Genomic DNA, 23,622 nt, shown 5'->3' on the forward strand with positions numbered 1-23,622 from the left:
AATAGGCGAGTGTGAACACCTCCTGATAGATCAAACTCTGGAGAATCCTAATGGGCTACAAACATATAGAAGTTAAACAGGTAGCTGGTTTCATCGGTGCAGAAATCGGCGATGTAGACCTTTCCCGCTCTCTTTCTGAGGATCAAGTCCAAGAAATTCGCAAAGCGCTATTGAAGTGGAAAGTCTTGTTCTTCCGTGGTCAGAACATCGATCATGCTGCCCAGGTCGAGTTCACATCTCGTTTTGGCGAAGTGACTTTCGCCCATCCCTTGGGAGAGCCTGAACCAGTTCCGGGATTTCCCCAGATCAAACCCGTAGACCGTAAGCTTTATGAGCAGCAGTATGGTTTTCGCACTGGCGGCCCTTGGCACACAGATGTAACGGCGGCGATCAACCCACCAGCAGCGTCAATTTTACGCGCAGTTAATGTCCCTAATTTCGGTGGTGATACCCAGTGGAGTAATCTCGTTGCCGCTTATGAGGGACTCTCAGCACCCCTGCGATCGCTAGCAGATACATTAAAAGCGGAACATCGCTTCAATGGAGGCGGTTATCAACCCCGCAACAATAAATTCGACGATCGCATTGCTGTCAATCCCTTAGTTTCTATTCACCCAGTCGTCAGAGTTCATCCTGAGACTGGTGAGCGTGCCTTGTTCGTCAACCCTGGCTTCGTCTCCCGCATTGTTGATGTGTCACCAGAAGAGAGCAGACTGTTGCTAGAGTTGTTCTTTAACCAAGTCACCAAACCTGCTTATACCACCCGCTTCCGTTGGAACAACGGTGATATCGCCTTCTGGGACAACCGCGCCACCGTGCATTTGGCTCCTCAAGATTTGGATCATCTGGATGTCGAACGTCTCCTTTATCGCACCACCATCACAGGCGATGTTCCAGTAGGGGTTGATGGTTCCCGTTCAGAAGTGGTTCAAGGCGAAGCTTTCAGTGCTGAAGTACCAAGCGTCTTCAAGCAAAAAGCTGAGTCTAAGGAAGCACAACCAGTCCTTTCGTAAAACTGAGTTATAAGTCATGAGTGCTGAGTAAATTAAAAAGTACTCAGTACTTATGAACGCAGACATTAACCCCTTGTTGCTCTACAAGGGTAACTTTTGCATGACCAGTTGATCGTATAGTCCTAAATCTAAGGAGATCCGATTATGACATTCACGGCAAGCCGGATTGATATTACACCCACTGAAGCGGCTCTTGGTGCAGTGATTACCGGATTCGATGTTAATTCTGTGGAACCAGAGGTAATTCTGCAACTTAAACAGGCATGGCGCGATCGCCATCTTCTCATCTTCAAAAACCAAATATTAACTGACGATCAGTTATTAGAGTTTGCCAATTACTTTGGCGATATTCTTCAACAGCCTGCCTACGTCCGCAAAGGAGAAACAGAAGAATACCTGCCACCCCTAGTTCTCACTCTCGCAAATGCTGCTCCTGAAGAAAGTTCAGTCAATATTTGACCGAACTATCAGGAACTTTTACCCCACATCGATCACTACTGGCTGCCTGTACCATCTAGCGGTTCTTTCTTATATGCAGTAGAAGTACCTGAGAATGGCCCCAATACCTATTGGGTGAATTTGGCTCAGGCTTACGACGAGCTAGACGATGCCACCAAAGAGCAAATTGCTGATTTGCAAGCTCGTTACTTCAATTCCTATGGCAGTAAGGATCGGGATGAGTATGGTCAGCCTAAATATGCAGCTGGTCGCGCTCCAGAACCAGGCGAACGAGTAGCAATTCATCCTCTGGTTCGCACACATCCAGAAACAGGCAAAAAGATCCTCTTCTTTAATGCAGCTAGCGATGTAGACATCGTGGATTATGACCATGTAGAAGGAGCAAAACTAGTTGCAAAGTTGCAAGAGCATATCAAACAACCCCGATTTGCCTATCCTCACCAATGGAGCAAGGGCGACCTACTTTATTGGGATAATCAAGCAACGGCTCACTACCGCCCTGAATTTGATGCCAATGCCACTCGTATTCTCAAACGAGTTAGCCTCCGGGGTAGTCGTCCTTTCTAAAGGTTTAGCAGTTTAAAGATATACAACGAAATAGCTTGTTGATCGTTGAGATTTAACAGCCAACGATCAACAGGAACCATTGCGTTGGGGAGGCAGCGCGTTGGACGGGTTCCCCGGCTTGAAGCGACTGCCGTCGGCTATGCCGACTTGTAGCAAATGACATTCAAAAATCAACTCCACGGGATTGAGAGCCATGATTAAACCTTATGTCAGGAAACGATTAATTTCCAGGCGAGATTTGCTTTATACCTTGTATGGGTTCGCCTCTTTCGCTACATTGGTAGGCTGTGGAGCAAATGCTGGTAGTGAAAACAAGAATACGATAAGTAATAATAAAAACGCTGTTGCCAGTAATAGCGGTAGCAATAATAGTAAGCCTAAACTTATTCGGCTTGGCTTCACATCATTTGGCGATCTAACAAGAGAAAAAGGTGTAATCGAAAAGCGTTTAGCTCCTTTGGGAGTAGATGTTAGCTGGTCGAAATTTATCTCCGGGCCACCCCTGCTAGAAGCCTTAAGTGTGGGTAGCCTTGATGGGGGACAAGTCGGGGAAACGCCGCCTATCTTTGCTCAAGCTGCTGGTAACAATTTGGTTTACCTGGTAAATATCCCGGCGGGTACGGGGGAAAGTTATGGGATTATTGTGCCAAAGGATTCTTCTATTAAAACGGTGGCGGATCTTAAAGGCAAAAAGGTTGCCTATGCCAGAGGAACTGCTCTGACCTATTTTTTGGCGAAAGCGTTGGAAGAAGTTGGGCTGAAGTTTAACGATGTTCAAGGTGTGAATTTGACTGTTGCTGATGGACAAGCAGCATTTTTAAACAAAACTGTTGATGCCTATGTAGCGATCGACCCGACACTGATCAAGCTTCAACAGGAGGGAACGATCCGAGTATTGCGGGATGCTCAGGGAATTAAAACACCAGGCTCTTTCTACTTAGCTGCGAGGGAATTTGCTAGTAATAACCTTGAACTCTTCAAAGCAATTCTAGAAGAGTATTATCAAGTTGGAGAGTGGGCAAATCAAAACAGGCGAGCTGCGGCCCAAATCCTTGCTCCGAAGTTAAAGGTTGATGTGCCAATGATGGAAACAATGTTGTCTCGGCGCAAGTATGATATGCAACCTATTAATGAGCAAGTGCTACGAGATCAACAGCAGGTTGCCGATCTCTTGTACCAGTTAAAAATCGTGCCAAAACAAGTCGATGTCCGGGAAGCAACTCTGACTTCTCAGCAGTATGCGGCAATTATACCGGATAGTATCAGAAATAAGGCATGATTTAGCGATCGCAAACTAGCTAAACGAAAATAAAGAGGCTGTGTCGAATGGCACTAAGTTAACGAAAAGCGTTAGCGGTAAAACACTCTTGGCATTTTTGACTTTCCCAAACTTCATGAGTATGGTGTTTTCTCATAAATGATTTAGGACTGCTATATCTTGATCAAGCACTTTTCTTGTTAGCTCTTTGGTACATACCTGCAAGCAAAATATTACTGACAAAAAGTATTGCTCCAAAACCTAAAAGAGCGTTCAAAATACCTATTCGGTCGGCAAAAAACCCTAAAGATGTAGTCAAACTAACATAGGTGGCAACCATCGCCGAAGAACGCGGCATCAAAACAGATAGATACGCCGTGCCAGTTCCCGTAATCAAACCAACGGCAATTCCTTGAAAAATACGAGTGACAAACAATGTGTAAATGGTTGGGTAAACAATCATTTACAATGTTGCTAACGAGGCTGATAATAAACTAGCGAGAATTGTAGTTTTACGTCCTATGCGATCAGAAATGCCACCAAGCAAAATCAAAGTCGGCAACAGTCCGGCGACATAAGTAGAAAAAGCAACTGCTGATATGCCACTACCAAACCCGCCAATTTGTGCATAGGTGTTGTACAAAGGAACTTGTAAGCTTGGGGCATGAGTAATCAGAAAAATTGCTGTTGCGACAATTAATGCAGGTCGTTTCATAGTTATTTACTTAATTAAATTAGTAAATCAACAAGAGACTTTTGACGATTTCAGATCACCCACTTGCAAAGCCAACTTTTACCAAGTGGACAAAGTAGTAGAGTAATATTTTTCTTGTTCTTTATTATCCACAGGTCTTTCCCTTACTTGTTGATAGATATCTACAATTAATTCATAATCTGTAAGTATTTCTTTGACTACCATCAAGTCAGATTCGTTTTTTTTACTTGTTCAATTAAACTGAATGGTAGCAATTCTCTGAGTATTGGCAACCATATAGTTAAATGTATCATTTGCGGTGGACTCACTCACACCAAACTGGATACCAAGAAGCTCAAATGTAGTCAGATGCCTGAGATAAACCAACGTTAAAATTATTTGTTCTTTGAGCGATAATTTTGGTTTACGATCTCCACCACCAGCAATAATTCTCACTTTTTTGGATTCTAATAACTCTTGTAATTCAAGAGTGTAATCGCTCTGCATTTTGAATTAATTGTTGTAACTGTTCATACTCCTGACTTTTCCCGTTAAGTCTCTTTTGCAAGCTGCCAACCCTCACAGAGGTCGTGTAATTTTAACCAACCTCGCCACAGTACCTGGATACCAATAGGTGTTTTACTTCGATGTTCTAAGTAGCCGCCAAGACGAGCTACAGCTTCAACAGCCCAGCTAACTGTTAGCACTTTGGGGAGTTTGGGAGACTTAGCTTTTAAAATCTTGAGTTCAAGGGGATTAAGAATTTCAATGGCAGGGGCTAAGGGCTGAGTGCGGTGGAGATAAGTTAAGCGCAAAAGCTCAACAGCTATTACGCTAAAAAAACCAATGAGGGTCTTCATCCCATCAGCAGCAAGCCTATATTTTTCTACCTGACATCCAGACTTAAAAATTTTATGGTATTCTTCAACACGCCAACGATAAGTATACCAGCGTAAAACTGTAGAAGCCATCTGGACATCTGCAATAACTTCCGTAGTCAACAACATCCACTCCACAAGTGTTTCACCATCTGGGCAATCAATCTCAGTGGCATAAACAGCATATACGGGTAGAGGCTCACGGTTATCAAAACGATAGGGAGTACGGAGATTGACCGGACAAAATCGCACAGCCAGCTTGGTTTTACGGGCAGAACGCTGTCCAGTCTGGGGTAATTCGATTTCCTGTTCAAAACTGGTAGGTTGTGCAAGGAGTTTTGACCAAAGACGCTCGCTCTCGGAATCTAAACTGCGGTTATGAGCCGCGCGAATAAGAACTCCGGTGTGCTGGAGTTGGCGAACTTTATCGAAAACTTCTGTGATATCACCTTCTCGGTCGAAAACATGAATCACTTGCGTGTGCTTACTCACAAGGTTTTCTATAGTGGTGAGCGCTTCTACCCACCTGTAAGATTCTTTCTGTTCAAAGGGACGGTTTCGGGCTTCTTTACGTGCTGCTGCTTGCCGTTTTTTCTTCTGTGTTGGAGTTTCATCTTTTGGCGGTTTCTGTTTTGCTTCTCGATTCCAAAGTTTTTGCCACAACAGACCAAGGGACTGGCCTTTGTCCGATTCTATGGCTAAAGCACTGTGTAATATTAAACCGTTACCTCCCTTACCAATTGGGCCGTAACCTTCTTTTTTAGCCTCAATACTGCCATAATCAAAAAAAGTCGTGTCTCCAACACACAGCACTACGTCGCACTCTGCAACAGTTTCCGCAGTCATTTGGCAATGCGGCTCAATCACGCTGGGAAATTGCACTTTTGGATTAGCAAAAACTCATAAGCCCTTTTAAGTACGGTTCCATTACTGAAAACTTCCGACAGCGCTTTGCCGAATCCCAAACTTAGAGCATACCCGATTGACATTGCACGCTCATTCAATCGGCGATCGCCTAGAGATATGGTTGCAAAATTCTTTTCCCACCAGTCCAGCATTGCTTGTTACCTTTAGCACCCAATTTCAATTACTGTACCGTATTTGCTGTGCTGTTTCTTAAACCCTTTGCCAGCAAGTCTTTCAAGACTTAACGGGAAAAGTCAGGTTCATACTCCAGACCAATTAACCGCTTTGTTCTTTTAAGATTCTCTTCAATATGATTTAGTATATCGCTCATGTTTCTGTGTCAAAAAAGCTCCTTGATGTTCTTTTACCACAAAATAGTACTATTTTGGAGATGTCTAATATGGCATTTCTTTAGAAGAACTTGACAGAAGTCCTGGTATAGCTTTAGACCGCTTTGTTTAAGTTGTTGTGACGTAGTTTAGAGATATTTGGTGGAATGCGATCGCAGTCTTTGATCAACTGCGATCGCAATAGGTTCGTGTGTCCACGATGGATTTAAGAATAGCAACGGTCGGCATCCAGGCAGCCCTAGATATTAAAGGAGGCTATTCTCCTGGCATCAGCAAGCGGTAAAGGAAGTTTTTACTTACTTGGTTCTGTCTCGCCATTTCTAGAAGTAGTATATCTCCATTTTTGAGGAGGACGAAAAAGCATTGAGCATCGAGATAATCATCATTGCGTAATCCTTCATCAGCTACCTTTGTTTCCTCTATATCTTCATAGTTCAAGTAATGCTCTTTGTCCTCAACATCTACTACATTAAATACGATTGGCATTGGCTTTTAAGGTACAAGAGTACATTGTCGATCGTAAATCCTATAGTTGATCCAAATCTGTTGGTTTAGTTGCAAAATACTTCATATTGTTTTACTAGGAAAGCGATCGCTCTAACTCATGATTAGGGATTTAAATTAAAAAATTATTTAATTTGTAGTAACGTACCCCATTGTATATTTGATTTTTTGGCAGTCCCTTACCAAAGAGCGATCGCTAAACTCTAAGTCCAATGAATATGTTTGGAACGAAAAGCTCGATCCCAACGGAAAAATTATTGATAACACCAAGGGATATAAGGAAAAATTCTTTATAATCTTCCAGTAAAAGGTGGTTATACGGAAAAAATCGGTATAGTACCCAAATAAGGATCTAAAAAAGAAGTTTTCCGTATATTTAAGACAGGAGTTCAGGGAAAGTAAAAATATTTCGAGTCGCTAGTGAGAAATTCCGTTTAGCAAGGCACAAGTATAGCCAGGTAATTATGACCGTTTATGGGTTAGTCAGACTACGACTTCATTGTTTACTTTTACTAGCTATTAATATTTAATTTTTGTATTAAAAAATTAAATATATTTTCACCAATATTTTTGCCTCTAAACTGATAATTTAGCCGTAATTTATGCTCAAAGCTCTATTCTTTCGTATACCTAATCTAGCGATCGCACATTCCCTTATAATCACTGAAATCCCTTTACTGTATACATTTATCATTTTCGGATAAGTCTTATGGAATTAGAAATAAATCTTGGGAAAGCAATAGAACTTTTTCGTCTTGAGAAATATCAGGCAGCCCTGTCTCTTTTTACTACCCTTGCTTTACAGGGTGATTCAGTTGCACAAGACCATCTTGGTTGGTTCTATCAAAACGGTCTCGGAACCCCTCAAAATTATTCAGATGCTATCAAATGGTACCGTATGGCAGCGGAACAAGGCTATCACTCAGGACAAAGCAACCTTGGATGGATGTATGAGTATGGGTTAGGGGTTGATGTGGATTATGGACAAGCATTAAATTGGTATCAAAAATCTGCTGCTCAGGGTAACGCCTTAAGTATGAATCAATTAGGCTGGATGTATCAACATGGATTTGGAGTTACACAAGACTATGCAGAGGCAGTACGGTGGTATCAAGAGGCAGCCAACCACGGAAATTCGGAAGGGCAGAATAATTTGGGTTGGATGTATGAGTATGGATTTGGTGTAAATCGGGACTTACACCAAGCTCTCCGATTCTACCGATTTGCTGCTAATCAAGGGAATACAGCAGCGAAAAGTAACGTTCTGAGACTAGATAAGGAAATAATTATTAGTAGTGATAGTTCAAATAAGCACAAAATGATTCAAGGCGACGCAATAAATAATCGCAAAAACATTAAAGATGTTACTTCTATATTATTTCTATCTGCTGACCCTAGTAATGAATCTCGACTACGACTTGGTGAAGAATTAAGAGAAATTCAGGAGAAACTTCAAATGGCTAAATTACGAGGAAAATTCAATTTAGACCAACGAATGTCCATTAGACCAGCAGATATTAGTCAGGCATTACTGGACGTACAACCACAAATTGTACATTTCTCTGGTCATGGCACAAATGAGGGAAGTTTGTGTTTTGAAAACGAAATAGGCAAGTCTCATTTTGTTCAACCAGAGGCGTTAGCAAGTTTATTTGAATTAGTAACAGACCATGTAGATTGCGTATTATTGAATGCTTGCTATTCCGAAATTCAAGCAAAAGCTATTGCTAATCATATCAGTTATGTTATTGGTATGAACAAGTCTATCGGTGACAAAGCAGCAATCTCATTCGCTATTGGGTTTTATCAAGCTCTCGGTGCTGGTAAATCAGTAGAGGATGCTTATAAATTTGGATGTGTTCAAATTAGGTTGCATAATATTTCTGAACATTTGACACCTGTTCTCATAAAGAAGCCATAGACAATTGGGTTGATTCTGCAATCAAACATTAGGGTAAAAATCGCCAACAAACACAGTGGAGCGGGCGTACAAAGTCTTTGCACTTCATTTGAATGAAAGTTAAGGCGATCAGAGGCGAGAACCAGCTAACAACGCCCATGTACCCGACCGTCGAAAGTTTGTCTGTGAGCGTTCGAGCTTATCTGCGGCGGGTGATGGGCACTGTTATGCTGCAAAGCGATCTTCTGCACAAAACCTTAGACTACGGAATGTCATTGCCAGATATAAATAAGGACAAACAAAACAATCCAGATGACATCAACAAAGTGCCAAAAAATAGAAGTGGCATTGACACCAAAATGACCTGTATCGTAGTTACCAGGAATGAAAGAGCGACCAAAAACAAGTATCTGCAACAAAATGCCAGTAAGAACGTGCAAACCGTGGAAACCTGTCAGTAAGTAGAACATCCCACCAAAAACACCTGTGGTAAAGCCAAAAGAAAGATGACTCCATTCGATCGCTTGTCCGACTAAAAAGTAAGATCCCATTGCGATCGAAAGCATGAGAAACTGGCGAAATGCTATCAAGTCGTGGCGTGCAAGGGCGCGTTCTGCCAAGTAGATGACAAAGCTACTAGAAACAAGAATTACCGTATTAATTGCCGGATCTCTGACTTCCAGTCCAGAAACACCAGCTGGTAGCCAGTCAGGATTTGCTGTTTTATAGACAATATATGCTGTAAAAAAACCGAGGAAAATGAAAGTCTCTGACAGCAGGAAGACAATGAAGCCGAACATCTTGCTGCCTTCTTCATCATGGTTATGCTCGTGTGAGAGATGATCTGATTCTTCTGAAATAATGGAACTGTCCATTGCTTGAAACTCCTATATATTTATCTCACGCAGAGGCACAGAGCAAGAAAAGAGAGTAAAATAGTAGTCTGCGATCGCGTAATACCTCACCTCAAACTCTCTGCGTCCCTCTGCGTACCTACCCTACGGGAAGGCGTTCGCGTAGCGTCTCGTAGAGAAGCGCCTATGCGTTTAAAAATCAAATCAAACATTTGGCCTGCTCTCTAATGCTCGGCTACCAATGGTTCAGATTTACCGTAGCCGTAGGGTTCACTTACAACAACTGGAATTTCCTCAAAGTTCTCGACAGGAGGTGGTGAAGCAACTAACCACTCCAGTCCAATTGCTCGCCAAGGATTCTTCGGTGCTTGTTCGCCATGTATCCAAGAACCAATCATATTCAGAATGAAGGGTAAGGTAGACACACCTAGCAAAAATCCTCCGATACTGGCGATAATATTCCAAAATTCATACTCTGGGGCATAAGAAGAAACTCGACGCAGCATTCCCTGTAATCCTAGTGGGTGCATTGGAAAGAAGTTGAGGTTAGTGCCAATGAACGCCAGCCAGAAATGCAACTTGCCTAAGCCTTCGTAGTACATACGTCCAGTCATCTTGGGGAACCAGAAGTAAATAGCAGCAAACATCCCCATTGTTACCGTGCCATATAGAACATAGTGAAAGTGACCCACCACATAGTAAGTGTTGTTGACATGGACATCAATGGGAACAGAGGAAAGGGTAATGCCAGTGATACCTGCAAATACAAACAATATTAATGCACCAAACGCAAACAGCATTGGTGTATCAAATCGGAGCTTGCCACCCCAAATCGTTGCAGTCCAGGCAAACACCTTAATGCCAGTGGGGACAGAAACGAACATGGTTGTGAGCATGAAAAACAGCCGCATCCAGCCGGGAGTACCACTGACATACAGATGGTGTACCCAGACTATACCGCTAACTCCAGCTATTAGGAGTGATGAAATAGCGACAATCTTATAGCCAAACAGAGGTTTACGAGCAAAAACAGGGAATATCTCTGAAAAGACTCCAAAGACCGGCAGAATGATTACGTAAACAGCAGGGTGAGAGTAGAACCAGAAAAAGTGCTGAAATAGAACTGGGTCGCCTCCCTTGGTGGGGTCAAAAAAGCTAGTTCCAACTGTTAAGTCGAGTAAAAGCATGACTGCACCTGCTGTTAATACAGGTAGTCCAAACAGTTGGATAATCTGGGCACTAAATACATTCCAAACAAAGATGGGTGTACGGAAGAATGTCATGCCAGGTGCGCGCATCTTCACAATCGTGGTGACAAAGTTAATCGCCCCCATAATTGAGGAAACCCCTGATATTGCTACTGCTAGAAGCCAGATGACTTCACCATTGATTAAGTTTCCTGTAGGGTTTTGCAAGCTCACGGGAGGGTATGACCACCAACCTGCTTGCGCTGGCCCACCGGGTACAAAGAAACTGGCCATCAGTAGGATAGCAGCGATCGGTATCATCCAGAAGGCGACAGCATTGAGTCTGGGAAACGCCATATCTCGCGCCCCAATCATCAGAGGTACAAAATAGTTAGCAAAACCTGTAAGTATGGGGAATGTCCATCCAAATAGCATCACAGTGCCGTGCATGGTGAACATTGCATTATAAACACTACGGTCAACTAGGTCTGATTCTGGGGTAATCAATTCCCCACGAATGATCATTGCAAATATGCCACCAACTAAAAAGAGAATGAAAGCGGTGACAATATACTGAATACCGATAACTTTGTGGTCTGTGCTAAAGCTAAAGTATTGCTTCCAGTCTGTTCTAGGTTCCTGTTGAGGTGCGTCACCTGTAATGTCTTCAACGGAAATATTTGTCATTGTCTTTTATCCTTTGTCCTTTATTCTTTGTTATTTGTCACTTGTCCAAAACCAATTACTAATACTTCTCTACGAGAGGTTGCGCCAACGTCTTACCTCGGTTTTGCTCGGCACGAGTCGCGGTTCCTGAGCGTAGTCGTACCACTTCGTGGAAGCAAGCTACGCGCAGCGTCTCCGACAGGAGAAGGGCAGTACAAGTGACTAATGAAATGACCAATGACTAATTGCTGTAATTAACTACAGGGGCTTGTGCGGGTGCTACCGTAACCCAGCCTTTGATTAATTCTTTTGATTCTTGGGCATATTCGGAAGCTGCTTGATTATTTGCAGTACATGGTTTACGGTTTGCTGCCTCTGCAAGCCACTTTTTGTAATCTTCAGGGGACTCGACAACAACATTTGCCCGCATGGTTGCAAAGTAAGTACCGCTAAATTCGGAATCAGTCAATTCATATTTGCCAATGCGGATAGGGGTGAATTCAAAGTCAATGTTGCGGTTGGGAATAATGTCTTGCTTGACTCGGAAAGCCGGAATATAAAAGCCGTGGAGAACATCCTCAGATTGCATAGCTAGACGGATGCGATGATTGACGGGTAAATGTAATTCAGTGCTGGTAATTCCTTTTTCTGGATAGCGGAAAACCCAAGCCCACTGTTTGGCATTAACTTCAATGTCTTCAAATGCGATTACATTTGATGTAGCATCAGTTGATACAATTGAGGAAGTCGGGGAGGCGGAAACTATGCCCGCATCTCCGTTAATTGGTGCAGCAGATGCCGATCGCATTCCTATGGGAATATGTATATGCATAGCTTCCATTGGGCCTTGAATCCCCATTTGCTCGTAGATTTGGTAGCTGTAGGTGGCAATCCAAAACACTAGCAATACAGGAATTGCAGTCCAGACAATTTCTAGTGTGATATTTCCTTCAATAGGAGGACCATCGCTGGTATCATATTGCTCTGCTCGATGGAAAATCGCTGAGTAGATCAGTGTTCCCGTGACTCCAAGGAAGATAAATGCTCCCAGCGTGATTAAGAAACTAAACAACTTATCGACGAGGTGCGATTCTGCTGCGGCTTGAGGAGGCATCCAGGAATACGTCCACTGCCCTATCCAAAGACTAACAGCAGCTAAGAGTATTGCGATCGCACTCAAGATCAAAATATTTCGGATTTTCATAGATTACCTCAGCAGTAAGTTGGGATCTTTACCCAAGCGCAACAATATATCAGCAGTATTGTGAACTCCAAACTCAGCAGCTAAGTGCGCCCCTAGCGTACCGTGGATAAACATGATAAACATGATGAACAGTCCAGAAACTAAATAACTCCACTGCACTTGTTGACTGTCATCCTGACGCCAAATATAACGCTGAAATCCTCTCCAAATAGCCATCCCAAGAATCAGCGCTAGTAGAAAAACACCACCCACTCCATGCCAAAGCATTGTTTCCATAGCTGACAATCCCCAGGCACTCTTTACCCCAGTGAGTGGTTCTGCCAACATGATTTCGTAAAAACCTGCTGCTACCGTAAAAATTGTGATAAGTGCTGAACCTAGCATATTGTACCAGCCAGCATCAAAGAAGCTGGAACGAGTGGCTGGAACTGCTAAAAACTTGAAGATTGGTTGTTGGAGAGGGAAGAAAGCACCAATCAAATCAAAGGTAATGCCAAGGATGAACAAACCTATAGTGAGATGAACTAAATTTGGGTGAATGGGTATAGTGTAGGGCAACCCATTTGCTCCCATCTGAGTCTTTAATTGCTCAATAACTTCAGAGTTCATTGCAGTAAGCCCTCCTTTATAGCTTCAACAACTGGTACAGTGTGCAACCCATATACCCAAACCAATTCATCTCCGAAATACACTTGTATGCCTACCAAAACAGTCAAAAGTAGACTTGCTGCTAGGTAATAAACTGATATCTTTTCTGGAGTGCGGCAATGAATCACGTAACGCCAAGCTGTAATAGCTGCCAGAATTCCTGCAAGTGACCAGCCAAGGAGCGTATGTAAATTAAGTACTGGTTGAGCTGCGTTATAAGGTTGTGCTAAACCTGCTTCAAATTGACCAAAAATAACAGCGATGAAGATGGAGATTGTAGCGAAAAACATATTCCACCAACTCACCTCGAAAAGACGGTAATTGCTAGTAAAGTATCCAATGACATCACACACGAAGGCAAACAACACCATTGCAATCACAAAATGGACAATGATGGGATGTATCGTATCAGGATACGGTAAATTATGGTTATTCAGAAGCTTCTCAAGCATGGTATTCTACTGATATGTTAGTTAGTGTTTAGTGCTTAATAATCAATACTTCACATTTTTTGATTTCTACAACAACTTAGATTGCACTTAAAATCCTTCTAAATAACAACAGCAATTCTGATGAGGAGAATTCTTTCACAGAGTAGCTTGATTCTGATAGGCAAAAGCTCACTGGAATGAATATAGAATAGCAAGTTATCGAAAAATGTTTTACTCGTTGGTAAATGCTGACGAACGAGTTACTACTTTCCATCTGTGAAGTCAAACAATGATGGATAAATTGGGAGCGACATTACCTTACGTATTTTGGAATCATCCTTGGCTGATTGTCTTTGACCGCAATCACGTAATTATTTCCACAGTCTATGGATTAACTGGCAAGTTTTTTTGGCGGTGCAAAGAATCAAAGCTAAATACAGCATTTTTTAGCTCCAAAGCCGCAATTAAATTTTGCACTACTACGATTTCCCTCTCTTCCTTGTTTTGGATCTCTTCCATATTGACTAATAGTCCTCTTTTACTCGCAAACACTGTTACGATACTGACAAAATTCTGACATGATTGTTCGTAGTCTTGGACTGTTTTCTTAATGCTTTTACCGTCGATACGACACCATTCAGATTCTTCTATTTCAACGTAGTTTTGCGCCCAGTAATTAAATTTTGTCACCAGTTTATCAAAATCGATTCCCATCGCTATGCGCCTGATAGTTGAGTATGAGGGAACACCGTGTTTTTGTATTTCAAACGTTTTGATTAACGCTCGACGATGCCGTTTGACAAAATCTCCCCATGCACGATACCCAACATATCCACTCATAGTGCCCATTATTACAAACAGCAACACCAACCATAGTGGATGTCTTCGACCATCACTTGTTCTGAAGTCTTCTACTTGCCGCAGATGTTCAATCAGACAAGCATCCATGATTCTTATCCCCTCAACACTTGCAATTTTACCTGTTTTAGGAAATGAAACAGCCCTGCCTACTCCCTGTTCCTTGTCCTCTTCAATGACTAAATAGGCTTTGGACATTATTATGCCCTAAGCTCATAAAGAGAATTGCTGATTTTGGAGTGTACTTTATTTTTTTGAAGAATTTTGTACTTTTGATTCTCCATATATAAAGAATATCATACATTTGTTAAAATTACTTGCGTTAACCAACTAATTTTCAAACAGTATTTGTCGTTACAATTAATCATGAACTACAGGATTATCAGCCAACAATTGCTTTTTTTCTGCTGTTTCTGGGTTAGCAATTTTGACCTGTTCAAAAAAGTTAGATACCCAAGGTAAAGCCACAAGAATTCCCGCTAATACTACTAAAAATACTGCAATTCCAAAAATTTGGTCACGGGGAATTTCAAGAACACCGCGTAAAATTACTTCTCTTAAAGCAGAAACCATAGTAATCTCTACTGCTGCTGCCACGGATGTCCGTTGTTGTTGTATATGATCAATTAACAGGCGGAATAACTCTACCAAAATCAAAATGAACAGGATATCAGATGTTACTTGCCGCAAATCTAATGGACTCAAAAAGGAGAAGAACATATCTCCCAGTCGGATCAGCATCACACAGAATAAACCAAGGCAGAGAGAAATGATAATAAAGTCTTGAAAAAACTCCAGGTTACGTACAATTGTATTTCTTTGTAACCAGTCATTTAAGTTTAAAGTTAGCCCTTTGAGCATCGTATTTCCTAACAGTCTAGATTCATTTATTTCCATAACTGAAATAGTGCTGAGTATCTAGCATCGATTACTCAGCACTCAGAACTGTATTCAATCCCCATTATTTAGCTATGGGGTTCCACTCAGCCCTATTAAACTATTTTGAACCGTTCAAGTCACCACCTACCGTTTCTACGGCTTTAATTTTGGATACTGCGGTTGTTAAGTTATTCGCAGCCTTGATGATCTCTTGTAAGGTTTCGTTCATCACCTTCTCATCAAGAGAGGTTTCTAATAAGTAAGTTTCTACGAAAATCTCCACTCGGTTCACAATTATTTTGGCTTGAGAGCGTAGTTTGTTGAGGTCTTTGGTAGATAACTCAGTCATATTCATTGTTTGAAGCTCCTTTGGTTTCACGGGGTAAATTCTACATTTTTGGTCAGCAATTTTCTCTCAAAGAGCGATTCTTACAAGTCAGCCCTTTTTTGAAAGATAAATCTTGCTGGAATACCAATTAAATTGTTCGCCTGTTGACTGCTTAAATGCCTTCAGATTCCCCAAATTCTTACAAAGGTTTCAAGCAGGAGATATTGCTATATCTAACAAGTTAGCGAGTCTATTTTAGGACTTACGCACTGAAAACTAAGGTTTGAGATTGCTTCTCTACGAGACGCTCCGCGAATGCGTAGACGTAGCCCGCCGCAGGCATCGCTGCACTCGCAATGAGATAATTTTGTCATGGTGCCTAAGTTCTTATTTATTGCTTAGACTTACGCACCGAAATCATCTTTTGAGACTGAAGTGTAGGGTTTTGAGTCTTGAAGTGTCAAAAGCTTTGGTGCAGATATCAGAAGTTCTCCTCTGGTCGCCGCAGCGTATAGTTTACTTGAGACGAGTAGTCTGTCAAATTCATTTTGACGGTTAAAGAGACGCGATAAATCGCCGTCTCTACTCTTAATTTATCCATCAATTATTTATTGACAGACTACTAAAGATAGGGTGGATGCTTACCCTGTATCTTTGTATTCTGGCTGTTGACTCCTTTTATAACAACTTGAAGCCGAAGTTATTCAGAGTCTCACGCAAATCCTTACACCCTTTTAAATAGTTTAAAGTGGCTATTCGCTCGGCTGAATGTTGCGACCAATCACCAGCGACATTCATTTTTTGTTCAGTGTAGAACTCTTTCATGATATCATTATAGTGAGCGATCGCTTCATCTTGCTCTGCCAATTTATAGGTTTCCCGATGGAATACAGCTGGCTGGGGTAGACGTGGCTTAACAACAGGTTGTGCTTCAGGATTGGGATAACCCACACACAACCCAAACACAGGGAACACAAAAGGTGGCAAATTCAATAACGTAGCTACCTCTTGGGTACTTTTGCGGATTGCGCCGATATATACCGTTCCTAAACCAACAGATTCAGCAGCTACGATCGCATTTTGCGCTGCGACTGAAGCATCGACTATTGCTTTAACCAACAGTTCTACGTAATCCAGGGCTACGGGAGCTAGTCCGCGACTGTCAGCAATATGAGCCAGACGACCTAAATCTGCTAACCAAACGAAGAATACGGGAGCTTGGTTAATCCATACTTGGTTATTAGCCAGCCTGCATAATTCTGCTTTGCGTTCTTGATCTTCAACTGCTACTACACTCCAAGTTTGCATATTAGCTGAACTAGGAGCAGATTGAGCAGCAGCAACTAGCCATTCTAGAGTTCCTGGTGGTAAAGGCTTAGATAGATAAGACCGGACTGAACGGTGGGCTATTAGCGTTTCTAGAGATTCGTTCCAGTCAATTTCGTAATTGAAGGGAATCTCACCGTAGCGCGATCGCAGTAATTCTGTAGGATTAGTCATAGTTAGCTTTTGAACCTGAACACTTTTTTACGATTAAGGAAAACAAGGAAGAACCAGAAAATCAGGAGGCTGATTTTCTGACAAAAGTAGAGAGAAAATACTTGATTGCTACGCAGCTAGCCTGGTTTCTCCAAAATCTGAAAGGGGATTATTCCGAAAAAAAGCAACTCGTAAGGCTAGCCGAGACTCAGATGCAGGACAAGTTAGCGGAGTAACCGTATGCCAAGAGTTATCAGAACGTGCGATCGCAACTGAGGAATCACTAAGGGGTAAAATATCTTGAAAGACAGATTCCGCCTGGGAGTCTTTGAGAATTCGCAAACAGCCTCCCCAATCTACAGACCATTGCTGATTGAAAAATAGCAGATGAGTTAAAAGTTTGTTCGGCTCGTCTGTATGAGGGTGATGCAACTGTCCTGAGCTATACCGACGAAATCCAATATCCATTACACAGTCCTTCAGTTCCAACCCAGACATTTCAGCTATGGCTGCGCGGTAAGAATCTGTCCACAGTTCTTCTATCAACTGTCGCCAGACTTTACTCAGGTGTCTCAAGTCATAAGTAAGTCTGCCTTGTGCCATCCGCTCTCGCCAGCGATTATCGCTAGATTTGAGCATCAAGGAAATATCCTCGCTAGTAGCAAGCATCTTTCCCCAAGAGTATCCATATCCCTCTCCCTCCGACAGGCGAAACTCTTCATGGGGAAAACTCGCAGTTAGTTCTAAGCTTGCTTCTGGTGAAAGCAGGTTTTTGATCAAAGCCCAATTGTATGGGACTTTTTGCATTGCTGTGGTACTAATGGAATCAAAATTAAGCATGGTAGAAAAAACGCTTTACTAAAATTAACCAATCATGATTACCCTGGACATCAAATGGTACTGAACTAGGGACTGGGAACTAGGGACTAGGGACTAGGGATTAGGGACTGGGGACTAGGGATTAGGGACTAGGGACTGGGGACTGGAAAGATTTAGATGGGAATTTAGATCCCAAGCAAATCTGATTCATATTTTCTTGCCCAGTACCCAGTACCCAGTCCCGGAGCGGCCCGATCACAATAACTTTGTAGAATTTGTCATAGCCAACTTTTGAACTTGAACGCTTTTTTACGATTTCAGAGGGATTACCAACCTCATTGCAAATTTGTTTAGGTGCAAGACAACTCGCTTTACCGATAGCGGTTCTTCACCACTGCTCAAAATAAGTCCAGATCAACCTCTCCAGGATCAAACTGCTTTCCCTGCTGTTTGAGTGATTGTCCTTGGAGACTACGCAACAGCGAGCGCAAAACATCAGTCTTAGTGCGTTGGAACCGCTTGCAGTACTGCTCTAGAAGTTGCCGTTCTTCTGGAGACAATTGAAAAGTGATCCATCCTTGCTCTTTTCTCGGCATCATTACTACCAACATTATTGGTAGTATTCTAGCAGTTGATACAATAACTGCGCTGGCTAACCAGAGACGGAATTGTGATGCTTTCTTAATCTTCCCTACTCCTCATTAAGTTCACCTTTGGGGAACAAAACTCAGGAGTTCTTCAACAGTGAGACTGCGCTTAACTTTTACTGACTCATGCTTTACAGCATCCAGCACTGATTGAATTTCTGGCTGACTGAGGGTGATTCCATGTTCTTGCAGCACACTAAATATCAGATGCCGACCAGAATGTTTGCCTACAACAAGGCGACGTTCCCAGCCAACATCTTCTGGCGCAAACGGTTCGTAAGTACCGGGATTTTGCAACACACCGTGAGCATGAATCCCTGACTCGTGTGCAAAAGTATTTTCACCCACGATCGCTTTCCAGGGAGGAACCGGCCAATTGGCAGCTTTAGCAACTAACCGTGACAGTTCCAGCAACCGTTTTGTATTAATACCCGTTGGGATGCCGTAGAGGTGTTTCAGTGCCATCACAATTTCTTCCAGCGCCGCATTACCTGCGCGTTCACCAATCCCATTTACTGTAGTGTTGACTGATCGCGCCCCTGCTTCAATACCAGCTAGCGAGTTCGCCATTGCCAGTCCAAAATCATTATGTGTGTGCATTTCTATAGGAATGAATAGATGATGCACAAGGGAGCGAACTTTGCTGTAAGTGTTCAGAGGGTCGAGTATTCCTACAGTGTCACAAAAGCGAAATCGGAAAGCTCCCAACTCTTGAGCATAATACGCCACATCCAATAGAAAAGATGGATCGGCTCTGGAAGAATCTTCTCCGCCAACAGATACAGCTAAACCGCGATCGCAAGCAAAATTAATCGCATCCCGCAGCAGATCGAGCATTACCTGCTGCTTACCCCCAAACTTGGCGGCAATCTGAATTTCTGAGACGGGAACGGAAATATGCACCCGTTCTAAACCACAATCTATAGATGCCTGGATATCGGACAATTTAGCACGGTTCCAGCCAAGTAACTGGGCATTTAATCCCAGATTAGCGATCGCTCGAATCGACTCTGCTTCTTCTTGTCCCATTGCCGGAACGCCAATTTCCAGTTCTGGAACACCAATGGCATCAAGAAAAGTAGCGATCGCAATTTTTTCTTCAACGTTAAAGGCTACACCCGCAGCTTGTTCGCCATCTCGCAAAGTTGTATCGTTAATCTGAACGGGATGTTTATTCATTGTGAAGTGATGATTCATAACCAGCTAACTTGTTGGGTGATTTTGATTTGCTTGAGTAATTCATAATTGAAATGCACAGCAGCTAACTTGAGTTGTGGAAACTAAAAGACATATTTCTTAGCCATAGGATAATAATTACGAATTACTGTCTTCTCTCCGAGACGCTCCGCGAACGTAGTGGTAGCGAGTCTGCGTACTCTGTAAGAGTTGCAAGCTACGCTTTTAGCCTCTGTCTGCGACAAGCTGCGCGTAGCTTGCTTCCCCGGAGGGGTACGTAGAGAGCATCATTACGAATTACTAAATATTTGCTACAACTTCCCCAATCTTGCTAGTGTCATAGCCGCCGAGAATCTCTAATTGCGATCGCACTAGCTGATGTCCCAAGATACTGAGGAACTGTTTTACTGGTTCTTCTTCCAAGTATTCTTTAATAATCACCAAGTCGTATCGCGCACTATGAAGGGGGATAAATCCCAACCCAAAAGCAGCAGCTATAGATGCCGTACTGATCCCAGCATCAGCAATTCCTGAGATTACAGATAAGGCAACATCTTGATGGCTGTGGACGATATGGGTAAATCCTTTCACAGTCTGAGATGGCACTCCTTCTTCTTGGAGTTTCCGTTCTAAAAGCATCTGACCGCCAGAACCCGCTTCATGGGTGACAATAGTTGCTCCAAATTCTACTAAGTCGGAAACTGTTTTAATTCCCCTTGGGTTTCCTGGTGGGACTAACAAACCTTCTTCCCAAACTCCAAGAGTAATCAAAACGGCACTCTTGCCTGTTAAGGCTTCCCGCACAAAGGGAATGTTATGTTCCCCAGTTTTGGGATCGTATAAGTGCATTCCTGCAATATGAACTTCACCTTTGCACAGACTACGTAATGCAGCCTTGCTGTGGGCGAAACGATAATGAATTCGCAGTTGCGGATGCCAACGTTCAGTTGCTCTTGCCAACAGGGAAAGCACAGGTGTACAACCAGCAATCACAACTGTATTGTGTAGTTTGTCTATATCATCCAGAATCCGAACCAGGACTTTATTTGTAACGCTTTGGCTTTGTGCTTCACCCTCCGATTGACGCTCATTACTAGCTACTTCTGACGCTAATGGCAATTTGCTGATGCTGGGTAACTCTTCCACCCTTACGGATGACGCTCCTACGTCGTTACCGCTTGCGCTAACCTTAGCATCAGGGTAGATCACTGCAAGCGTCTCACCATCAGCTGGAATCATTTCGATCCGAAAAGCATCATTTCCAATGAGGGGATAAGCTATCCATTGATTCCCAACCTGCGCTAGACTAACTCGCGATCGCTGTTGCTTAGGGATTGATCCCGCAAGAATTGCCTCAACTTCTGGTAAATCTTCTTCAAACCAGAATAAGTCCTCGACTTGGCAGCCAAGAGCTTTGGCTAAACGGAGTGACATAGCAACAGAAGGAGCATATTGCCCTAGTTCCACACCACCAATACTCTGACGAGTTACGCCAGCTATATTAGCTAATTCTTGCTGACTCATACCCAAGCGAGTTCTAATTGACTTCAGGTTATTGCAAAGATTCACATCCAGTTTCATGAGGCTGTATATCTCCGTTAGAAAAAGCCACAGCAGACAAACTTAAATCTGTTGGGTCAATCGCAAGGTTTTTTCGTATTTGCCGTTTTTGTTGTCAGACATATTGATGTTTTGACAATTTTGCTTATTTGCTGCAAGCATAGCATACATATCGCTAAAATACTTGCATTTTTGGATACTATTTTAGCAATTTAGCGTAGCTTGCCAACCTAGGCATCGCCAACGGTAGCAAGCTACCTCACCAAAAAAAACTTAGTCCGAGTGCGGTAAATCCTGATCTAGATGCCAATTGCCTTTTTTAGTTGGTACTGCCACCCACTGGAGTTCCAACCATAAGATCGGGTTCTTTTCCTTCAACCTTGAGGCGCGATCGCGGATAATCCGTGTGGCATTTATGCAAACAGCCTCACATATCCCCAAATCTTGGGCAACGCCTCGGAAAATGTCTTGGTAGGCATTAACTGAGGCAAACAGCATATTAGGATAATAAACAACAAAATGTTGTATGAGTTTTGGAGGACAACCCCAGTAAGAGTTTACGAGTTCGACGTGACAGTACTGGAGCAACTCACCTACTTTGGCACAGCGCCCCTGAGCTATGGTGATAAATTTTTGGACTAAAACCTCTTCGGTCAACATAATGAGTTCTCCTCCTTCAATGAGGTAGACGAATTTTAGCGTGGTTCAGAACGCCGATTTCTCAAATGGTGGTAAGAAGTTTACGCAGTTTTTTCTGCTTTTTCGAGTCAGAGATTGCCAATTGCTCCAGACATTTTGTATGAGGGATAACCCCTACTGCATCGTCCTATTCAAGAGGCATCTCCGAAAATGAATCTGCAATCCTTGTGGAGCTTGGGGTGATACCTAATGTTTGGAGATGTCTAAACAACCCAAACTGTACCAGCAGTTCCTCTAGCTGATCGTTAGACATAGATTTCGGAGTGACAAAATCTGTATTCTGGTCAATTGCCATTGCCAGGTTGCGATAGTGTTGCGCCTGTTCCGACTCAGGAGCATACTCAATCACCGTCTTGCGGTGGAACTCTGCTTGCTGCACCATATTGTCTCTGGGTATGGAGTAGATCATTTGAGTCCCCAGTTTCTCTGCCAGAGCTTTGATCAAATCATCTTCCTCATCGACTTTGCGAGAGTTGCAAATCAATCCTCCCAGACGTATACCGCCTATGGGTGCATACTTTTGAATACTTCGGCAGATGTTGTTGACGGTATACATTGCCATAATTTCCCCAGAAGTGATAATGTAAACCTCTTGAGCTTTGCGTTCACGAATGGGCATGACAAATCCACCGCATACCACGTCACCTAGACCGTCATAAAATGTATAATCAAGTCTAACTGCATCATCATAAGCACCAAGTTGTTCCAGCAACCCAATTGATGTCAGAATGCCTCTACCTGCACATCCTACACCAGGTTCCGGCCCACCCGATTCCACACACAGCGTCTTCCCCCATCCCACCTGGCGGAAGTCTTCTAGATTAAAATCATCATCTTCTTCTTTACGCAACGTGTCGAGTACAATCTTCTGGTGGAATCCCCCCAAGAGGAGCCGGGTGGAGTCTGCTTTTGAGTCACACCCTACAACCATCACCTTACGATCCAGATCAGTGAGTCCAGCCACTACATTTTGAGTTGTTGTGGACTTGCCAACTCCCCCTCTTCCATAAATAGCGATTTTCCGCATAAAAACCTCAATAATGGCGCAGACTTATTAATTCGGCTCCCAGATTATGGTGTAATCAAGCAGAATATTGAATCAAATTGGAGTTGTAAACCTTGAAAGTATTTACTACCCAGTTTGTGACTGAATTGATGCTGTTAGATAATGTACATCAACCGTCTATCCAGCACTATAAATATTGCAGTTATTTGCTAGAAGTTAAACAGCTTCTTACAGATATGGCAGTAAATATTAGCGGGATGCGAGATACAACAAGGGTGCTAAAAATTAGTTCCAATCCTGTCACCAAAAATCCAAAAAACTTCCACAGATACAGCAGGTGAATGAGAAATTTCTGTTTACTCACAGCAAGACAAGTATTATTTTCGCTGCAAAGAAGATACATAAAAAAATCAGTCCAGCCTACGCTATGGCAACAGCTTCGCCAAACGAAAAACCGATTTTTAGGCGGCTTTGCTCCACTTCGATTAACGTTATGCCATCACCAATAACTGATGAGGCTGGTCTGATACTCACTTCAAAGGAATCTAAGGAGTTTTTATTCTGGTTTTAGATTCCCTATAAATAAAGAATATCATACATCTGGCCAATTTACTTGCGCTGATCAATTAATTTACAAAGAGTATTCGTGGTT

At 42.6% G+C, this 23,622-nt stretch carries 24 protein-coding genes and 2 pseudogenes; 5 read left to right on the forward strand and 21 right to left on the reverse strand.

What is annotated here, in order from left to right; translation table 11 throughout:
- The first annotated feature begins 50 nt into the window (after nt 1-50).
- From FBB35_RS12300 to FBB35_RS12310, 3 genes and pseudogenes are all read left to right on the forward strand, one after another.
- On the forward strand, nt 51-1,013 hold the full coding sequence (locus tag FBB35_RS12300; protein ID WP_174709862.1) for a TauD/TfdA family dioxygenase: 963 nt from the start codon (nt 51-53) through the stop codon (nt 1,011-1,013).
- A 144-nt stretch (nt 1,014-1,157) separates the two neighbouring features.
- Nucleotides 1,158-2,039 (forward strand): annotated as a pseudogene (locus FBB35_RS34625) (TauD/TfdA dioxygenase family protein).
- Nucleotides 2,040-2,232: 193 nt separating this feature from the next.
- A complete protein-coding gene (locus FBB35_RS12310; protein ID WP_174709863.1) occupies nt 2,233-3,318 on the forward strand; it encodes an aliphatic sulfonate ABC transporter substrate-binding protein in 1,086 nt (361 codons plus the stop codon).
- 163 nt (nt 3,319-3,481) lie between these two features.
- Here FBB35_RS12310 and FBB35_RS12315 read toward each other — a convergent pair whose 3' ends face one another.
- From FBB35_RS12315 to FBB35_RS12340, 6 genes are all read right to left on the reverse strand, one after another.
- Nucleotides 3,482-3,760, reverse strand: coding sequence for a hypothetical protein (locus FBB35_RS12315; RefSeq protein ID WP_174709864.1), 279 nt, complete (start codon nt 3,758-3,760; stop codon nt 3,482-3,484).
- Nucleotides 3,761-4,012 (reverse strand): hypothetical protein, encoded by a 252-nt coding sequence (locus tag FBB35_RS12320; RefSeq protein WP_174709865.1) that lies wholly within the window; start codon nt 4,010-4,012, stop codon nt 3,761-3,763. It lies immediately after the preceding gene.
- Between the two features lie 231 nt (nt 4,013-4,243).
- On the reverse strand, nt 4,244-4,498 hold the full coding sequence (locus FBB35_RS34630; RefSeq protein ID WP_254625930.1) for a transposase family protein: 255 nt from the start codon (nt 4,496-4,498) through the stop codon (nt 4,244-4,246).
- A 44-nt stretch (nt 4,499-4,542) separates the two neighbouring features.
- The gene (locus FBB35_RS12330; protein WP_254625899.1) at nt 4,543-5,715 is read right to left on the reverse strand and encodes an IS4 family transposase; all 1,173 of its coding nucleotides are present in this window, start codon (nt 5,713-5,715) and stop codon (nt 4,543-4,545) included.
- A gap of 17 nt (nt 5,716-5,732) precedes the next feature.
- Nucleotides 5,733-5,927, reverse strand: a complete 195-nt coding sequence (locus FBB35_RS12335; protein WP_174709492.1) for a transposase DNA-binding-containing protein — start codon at nt 5,925-5,927, stop codon at nt 5,733-5,735.
- A gap of 453 nt (nt 5,928-6,380) precedes the next feature.
- Nucleotides 6,381-6,611, reverse strand: coding sequence for a hypothetical protein (locus tag FBB35_RS12340; protein WP_174709866.1), 231 nt, complete (start codon nt 6,609-6,611; stop codon nt 6,381-6,383).
- A 727-nt stretch (nt 6,612-7,338) separates the two neighbouring features.
- On the opposite strand from FBB35_RS12340, the gene FBB35_RS12345 reads away from it, so the two are divergent.
- Nucleotides 7,339-8,550: a tetratricopeptide repeat protein gene (locus FBB35_RS12345; RefSeq protein ID WP_174709867.1), complete on the forward strand. Its 1,212-nt coding sequence runs from the start codon at nt 7,339-7,341 to the stop codon at nt 8,548-8,550.
- Nucleotides 8,551-8,801: 251 nt separating this feature from the next.
- Here the strand turns inward: FBB35_RS12345 and FBB35_RS12350 are convergent, their stop codons facing one another.
- From FBB35_RS12350 to nifH, 15 genes and pseudogenes are all read right to left on the reverse strand, one after another.
- Nucleotides 8,802-9,404, reverse strand: a complete 603-nt coding sequence (locus FBB35_RS12350; protein ID WP_174709868.1) for a heme-copper oxidase subunit III — start codon at nt 9,402-9,404, stop codon at nt 8,802-8,804.
- A gap of 203 nt (nt 9,405-9,607) precedes the next feature.
- Complete coding sequence (gene ctaD / locus FBB35_RS12355) at nt 9,608-11,257, reverse strand: cytochrome c oxidase subunit I (RefSeq protein WP_174709869.1); 1,650 nt, start codon at nt 11,255-11,257, stop codon at nt 9,608-9,610.
- A 220-nt stretch (nt 11,258-11,477) separates the two neighbouring features.
- Nucleotides 11,478-12,440 carry a cytochrome c oxidase subunit II gene (locus tag FBB35_RS12360; protein WP_174709870.1) on the reverse strand — a complete coding sequence of 321 codons (963 nt, stop codon included), beginning with the start codon at nt 12,438-12,440 and terminating at the stop codon, nt 11,478-11,480.
- A 3-nt stretch (nt 12,441-12,443) separates the two neighbouring features.
- Nucleotides 12,444-13,049, reverse strand: a complete 606-nt coding sequence (locus tag FBB35_RS12365; protein ID WP_174709871.1) for a DUF2231 domain-containing protein — start codon at nt 13,047-13,049, stop codon at nt 12,444-12,446.
- Nucleotides 13,046-13,540 (reverse strand): DUF2231 domain-containing protein, encoded by a 495-nt coding sequence (locus FBB35_RS12370; protein ID WP_174709872.1) that lies wholly within the window; start codon nt 13,538-13,540, stop codon nt 13,046-13,048. The genes FBB35_RS12365 and FBB35_RS12370 overlap by 4 nt, the downstream gene beginning before the upstream one ends.
- A 363-nt stretch (nt 13,541-13,903) precedes the next feature.
- Complete coding sequence (locus FBB35_RS12375; protein ID WP_174709873.1) at nt 13,904-14,575, reverse strand: ISAs1 family transposase; 672 nt, start codon at nt 14,573-14,575, stop codon at nt 13,904-13,906.
- 162 nt (nt 14,576-14,737) lie between these two features.
- Nucleotides 14,738-15,238 (reverse strand): phosphate-starvation-inducible PsiE family protein, encoded by a 501-nt coding sequence (locus FBB35_RS12380; protein ID WP_174713622.1) that lies wholly within the window; start codon nt 15,236-15,238, stop codon nt 14,738-14,740.
- Between the two features lie 136 nt (nt 15,239-15,374).
- Nucleotides 15,375-15,611 carry a hypothetical protein gene (locus tag FBB35_RS12385; protein WP_174709874.1) on the reverse strand — a complete coding sequence of 79 codons (237 nt, stop codon included), beginning with the start codon at nt 15,609-15,611 and terminating at the stop codon, nt 15,375-15,377.
- 651 nt (nt 15,612-16,262) lie between these two features.
- A complete protein-coding gene (locus FBB35_RS12390) occupies nt 16,263-17,084 on the reverse strand; it encodes an NADPH-dependent oxidoreductase (protein WP_174709875.1) in 822 nt (273 codons plus the stop codon).
- A 108-nt stretch (nt 17,085-17,192) separates the two neighbouring features.
- Entirely contained in the window at nt 17,193-17,903 is a 711-nt protein-coding gene (locus FBB35_RS12395; protein ID WP_174709876.1) for a 2OG-Fe(II) oxygenase, read from the reverse strand.
- A 446-nt stretch (nt 17,904-18,349) separates the two neighbouring features.
- Nucleotides 18,350-18,478 (reverse strand): annotated as a pseudogene (locus tag FBB35_RS34635) (CopG family transcriptional regulator); the annotation flags it as partial.
- A gap of 111 nt (nt 18,479-18,589) precedes the next feature.
- Nucleotides 18,590-19,708 (reverse strand): homocitrate synthase, encoded by a 1,119-nt coding sequence (gene nifV, locus FBB35_RS12405; protein WP_174709877.1) that lies wholly within the window; start codon nt 19,706-19,708, stop codon nt 18,590-18,592.
- Between the two features lie 297 nt (nt 19,709-20,005).
- Nucleotides 20,006-21,286 carry a substrate-binding domain-containing protein gene (locus FBB35_RS12410; RefSeq protein WP_174709878.1) on the reverse strand — a complete coding sequence of 427 codons (1,281 nt, stop codon included), beginning with the start codon at nt 21,284-21,286 and terminating at the stop codon, nt 20,006-20,008.
- A 252-nt stretch (nt 21,287-21,538) separates the two neighbouring features.
- Nucleotides 21,539-21,925 carry a hypothetical protein gene (locus FBB35_RS12415; RefSeq protein WP_174709879.1) on the reverse strand — a complete coding sequence of 129 codons (387 nt, stop codon included), beginning with the start codon at nt 21,923-21,925 and terminating at the stop codon, nt 21,539-21,541.
- 166 nt (nt 21,926-22,091) lie between these two features.
- Nucleotides 22,092-22,991: a nitrogenase iron protein gene (gene nifH, locus FBB35_RS12420; RefSeq protein ID WP_174709880.1), complete on the reverse strand. Its 900-nt coding sequence runs from the start codon at nt 22,989-22,991 to the stop codon at nt 22,092-22,094.
- A gap of 92 nt (nt 22,992-23,083) precedes the next feature.
- Here nifH and FBB35_RS12425 point away from each other — a divergent pair, with 92 nt between their 5' ends.
- Nucleotides 23,084-23,311 carry an IS1-like element transposase gene (locus FBB35_RS12425; protein ID WP_174709881.1) on the forward strand — a complete coding sequence of 76 codons (228 nt, stop codon included), beginning with the start codon at nt 23,084-23,086 and terminating at the stop codon, nt 23,309-23,311.
- Nucleotides 23,312-23,622: the final 311 nt, after the last annotated feature.

The sequence above is a fragment of the Nostoc sp. TCL240-02 genome, from assembly GCF_013343235.1.
GTDB lineage: Bacteria > Cyanobacteriota > Cyanobacteriia > Cyanobacteriales > Nostocaceae > Nostoc.

Excerpts from the sequence above, each read along its gene's own strand:
- FBB35_RS12300 (WP_174709862.1), top strand. The coding sequence starts at position 51 with ATGGGCTACAAACATATAGAAGTTAAACAGGTAGCTGGTTTCATCGGT.
- FBB35_RS12310 (WP_174709863.1), top strand. The coding sequence starts at position 2,233 with ATGATTAAACCTTATGTCAGGAAACGATTAATTTCCAGGCGAGATTTG.
- FBB35_RS12315 (WP_174709864.1), bottom strand. The coding sequence starts at position 3,760 with ATGATTGTTTACCCAACCATTTACACATTGTTTGTCACTCGTATTTTT.
- FBB35_RS12320 (WP_174709865.1), bottom strand. The coding sequence starts at position 4,012 with ATGAAACGACCTGCATTAATTGTCGCAACAGCAATTTTTCTGATTACT.
- FBB35_RS34630 (WP_254625930.1), bottom strand. The coding sequence starts at position 4,498 with ATGCAGAGCGATTACACTCTTGAATTACAAGAGTTATTAGAATCCAAA.
- FBB35_RS12330 (WP_254625899.1), bottom strand. The coding sequence starts at position 5,715 with ATGACTGCGGAAACTGTTGCAGAGTGCGACGTAGTGCTGTGTGTTGGA.
- FBB35_RS12335 (WP_174709492.1), bottom strand. The coding sequence starts at position 5,927 with ATGCTGGACTGGTGGGAAAAGAATTTTGCAACCATATCTCTAGGCGAT.
- FBB35_RS12340 (WP_174709866.1), bottom strand. The coding sequence starts at position 6,611 with ATGCCAATCGTATTTAATGTAGTAGATGTTGAGGACAAAGAGCATTAC.
- FBB35_RS12345 (WP_174709867.1), top strand. The coding sequence starts at position 7,339 with ATGGAATTAGAAATAAATCTTGGGAAAGCAATAGAACTTTTTCGTCTT.
- FBB35_RS12350 (WP_174709868.1), bottom strand. The coding sequence starts at position 9,404 with ATGGACAGTTCCATTATTTCAGAAGAATCAGATCATCTCTCACACGAG.
- ctaD (WP_174709869.1), bottom strand. The coding sequence starts at position 11,257 with ATGACAAATATTTCCGTTGAAGACATTACAGGTGACGCACCTCAACAG.
- FBB35_RS12360 (WP_174709870.1), bottom strand. The coding sequence starts at position 12,440 with ATGAAAATCCGAAATATTTTGATCTTGAGTGCGATCGCAATACTCTTA.
- FBB35_RS12365 (WP_174709871.1), bottom strand. The coding sequence starts at position 13,049 with ATGAACTCTGAAGTTATTGAGCAATTAAAGACTCAGATGGGAGCAAAT.
- FBB35_RS12370 (WP_174709872.1), bottom strand. The coding sequence starts at position 13,540 with ATGCTTGAGAAGCTTCTGAATAACCATAATTTACCGTATCCTGATACG.
- FBB35_RS12375 (WP_174709873.1), bottom strand. The coding sequence starts at position 14,575 with ATGTCCAAAGCCTATTTAGTCATTGAAGAGGACAAGGAACAGGGAGTA.
- FBB35_RS12380 (WP_174713622.1), bottom strand. The coding sequence starts at position 15,238 with ATGCTCAAAGGGCTAACTTTAAACTTAAATGACTGGTTACAAAGAAAT.
- FBB35_RS12385 (WP_174709874.1), bottom strand. The coding sequence starts at position 15,611 with ATGAATATGACTGAGTTATCTACCAAAGACCTCAACAAACTACGCTCT.
- FBB35_RS12390 (WP_174709875.1), bottom strand. The coding sequence starts at position 17,084 with ATGACTAATCCTACAGAATTACTGCGATCGCGCTACGGTGAGATTCCC.
- FBB35_RS12395 (WP_174709876.1), bottom strand. The coding sequence starts at position 17,903 with ATGCTTAATTTTGATTCCATTAGTACCACAGCAATGCAAAAAGTCCCA.
- nifV (WP_174709877.1), bottom strand. The coding sequence starts at position 19,708 with ATGAATAAACATCCCGTTCAGATTAACGATACAACTTTGCGAGATGGC.
- FBB35_RS12410 (WP_174709878.1), bottom strand. The coding sequence starts at position 21,286 with ATGAAACTGGATGTGAATCTTTGCAATAACCTGAAGTCAATTAGAACT.
- FBB35_RS12415 (WP_174709879.1), bottom strand. The coding sequence starts at position 21,925 with ATGTTGACCGAAGAGGTTTTAGTCCAAAAATTTATCACCATAGCTCAG.
- nifH (WP_174709880.1), bottom strand. The coding sequence starts at position 22,991 with ATGCGGAAAATCGCTATTTATGGAAGAGGGGGAGTTGGCAAGTCCACA.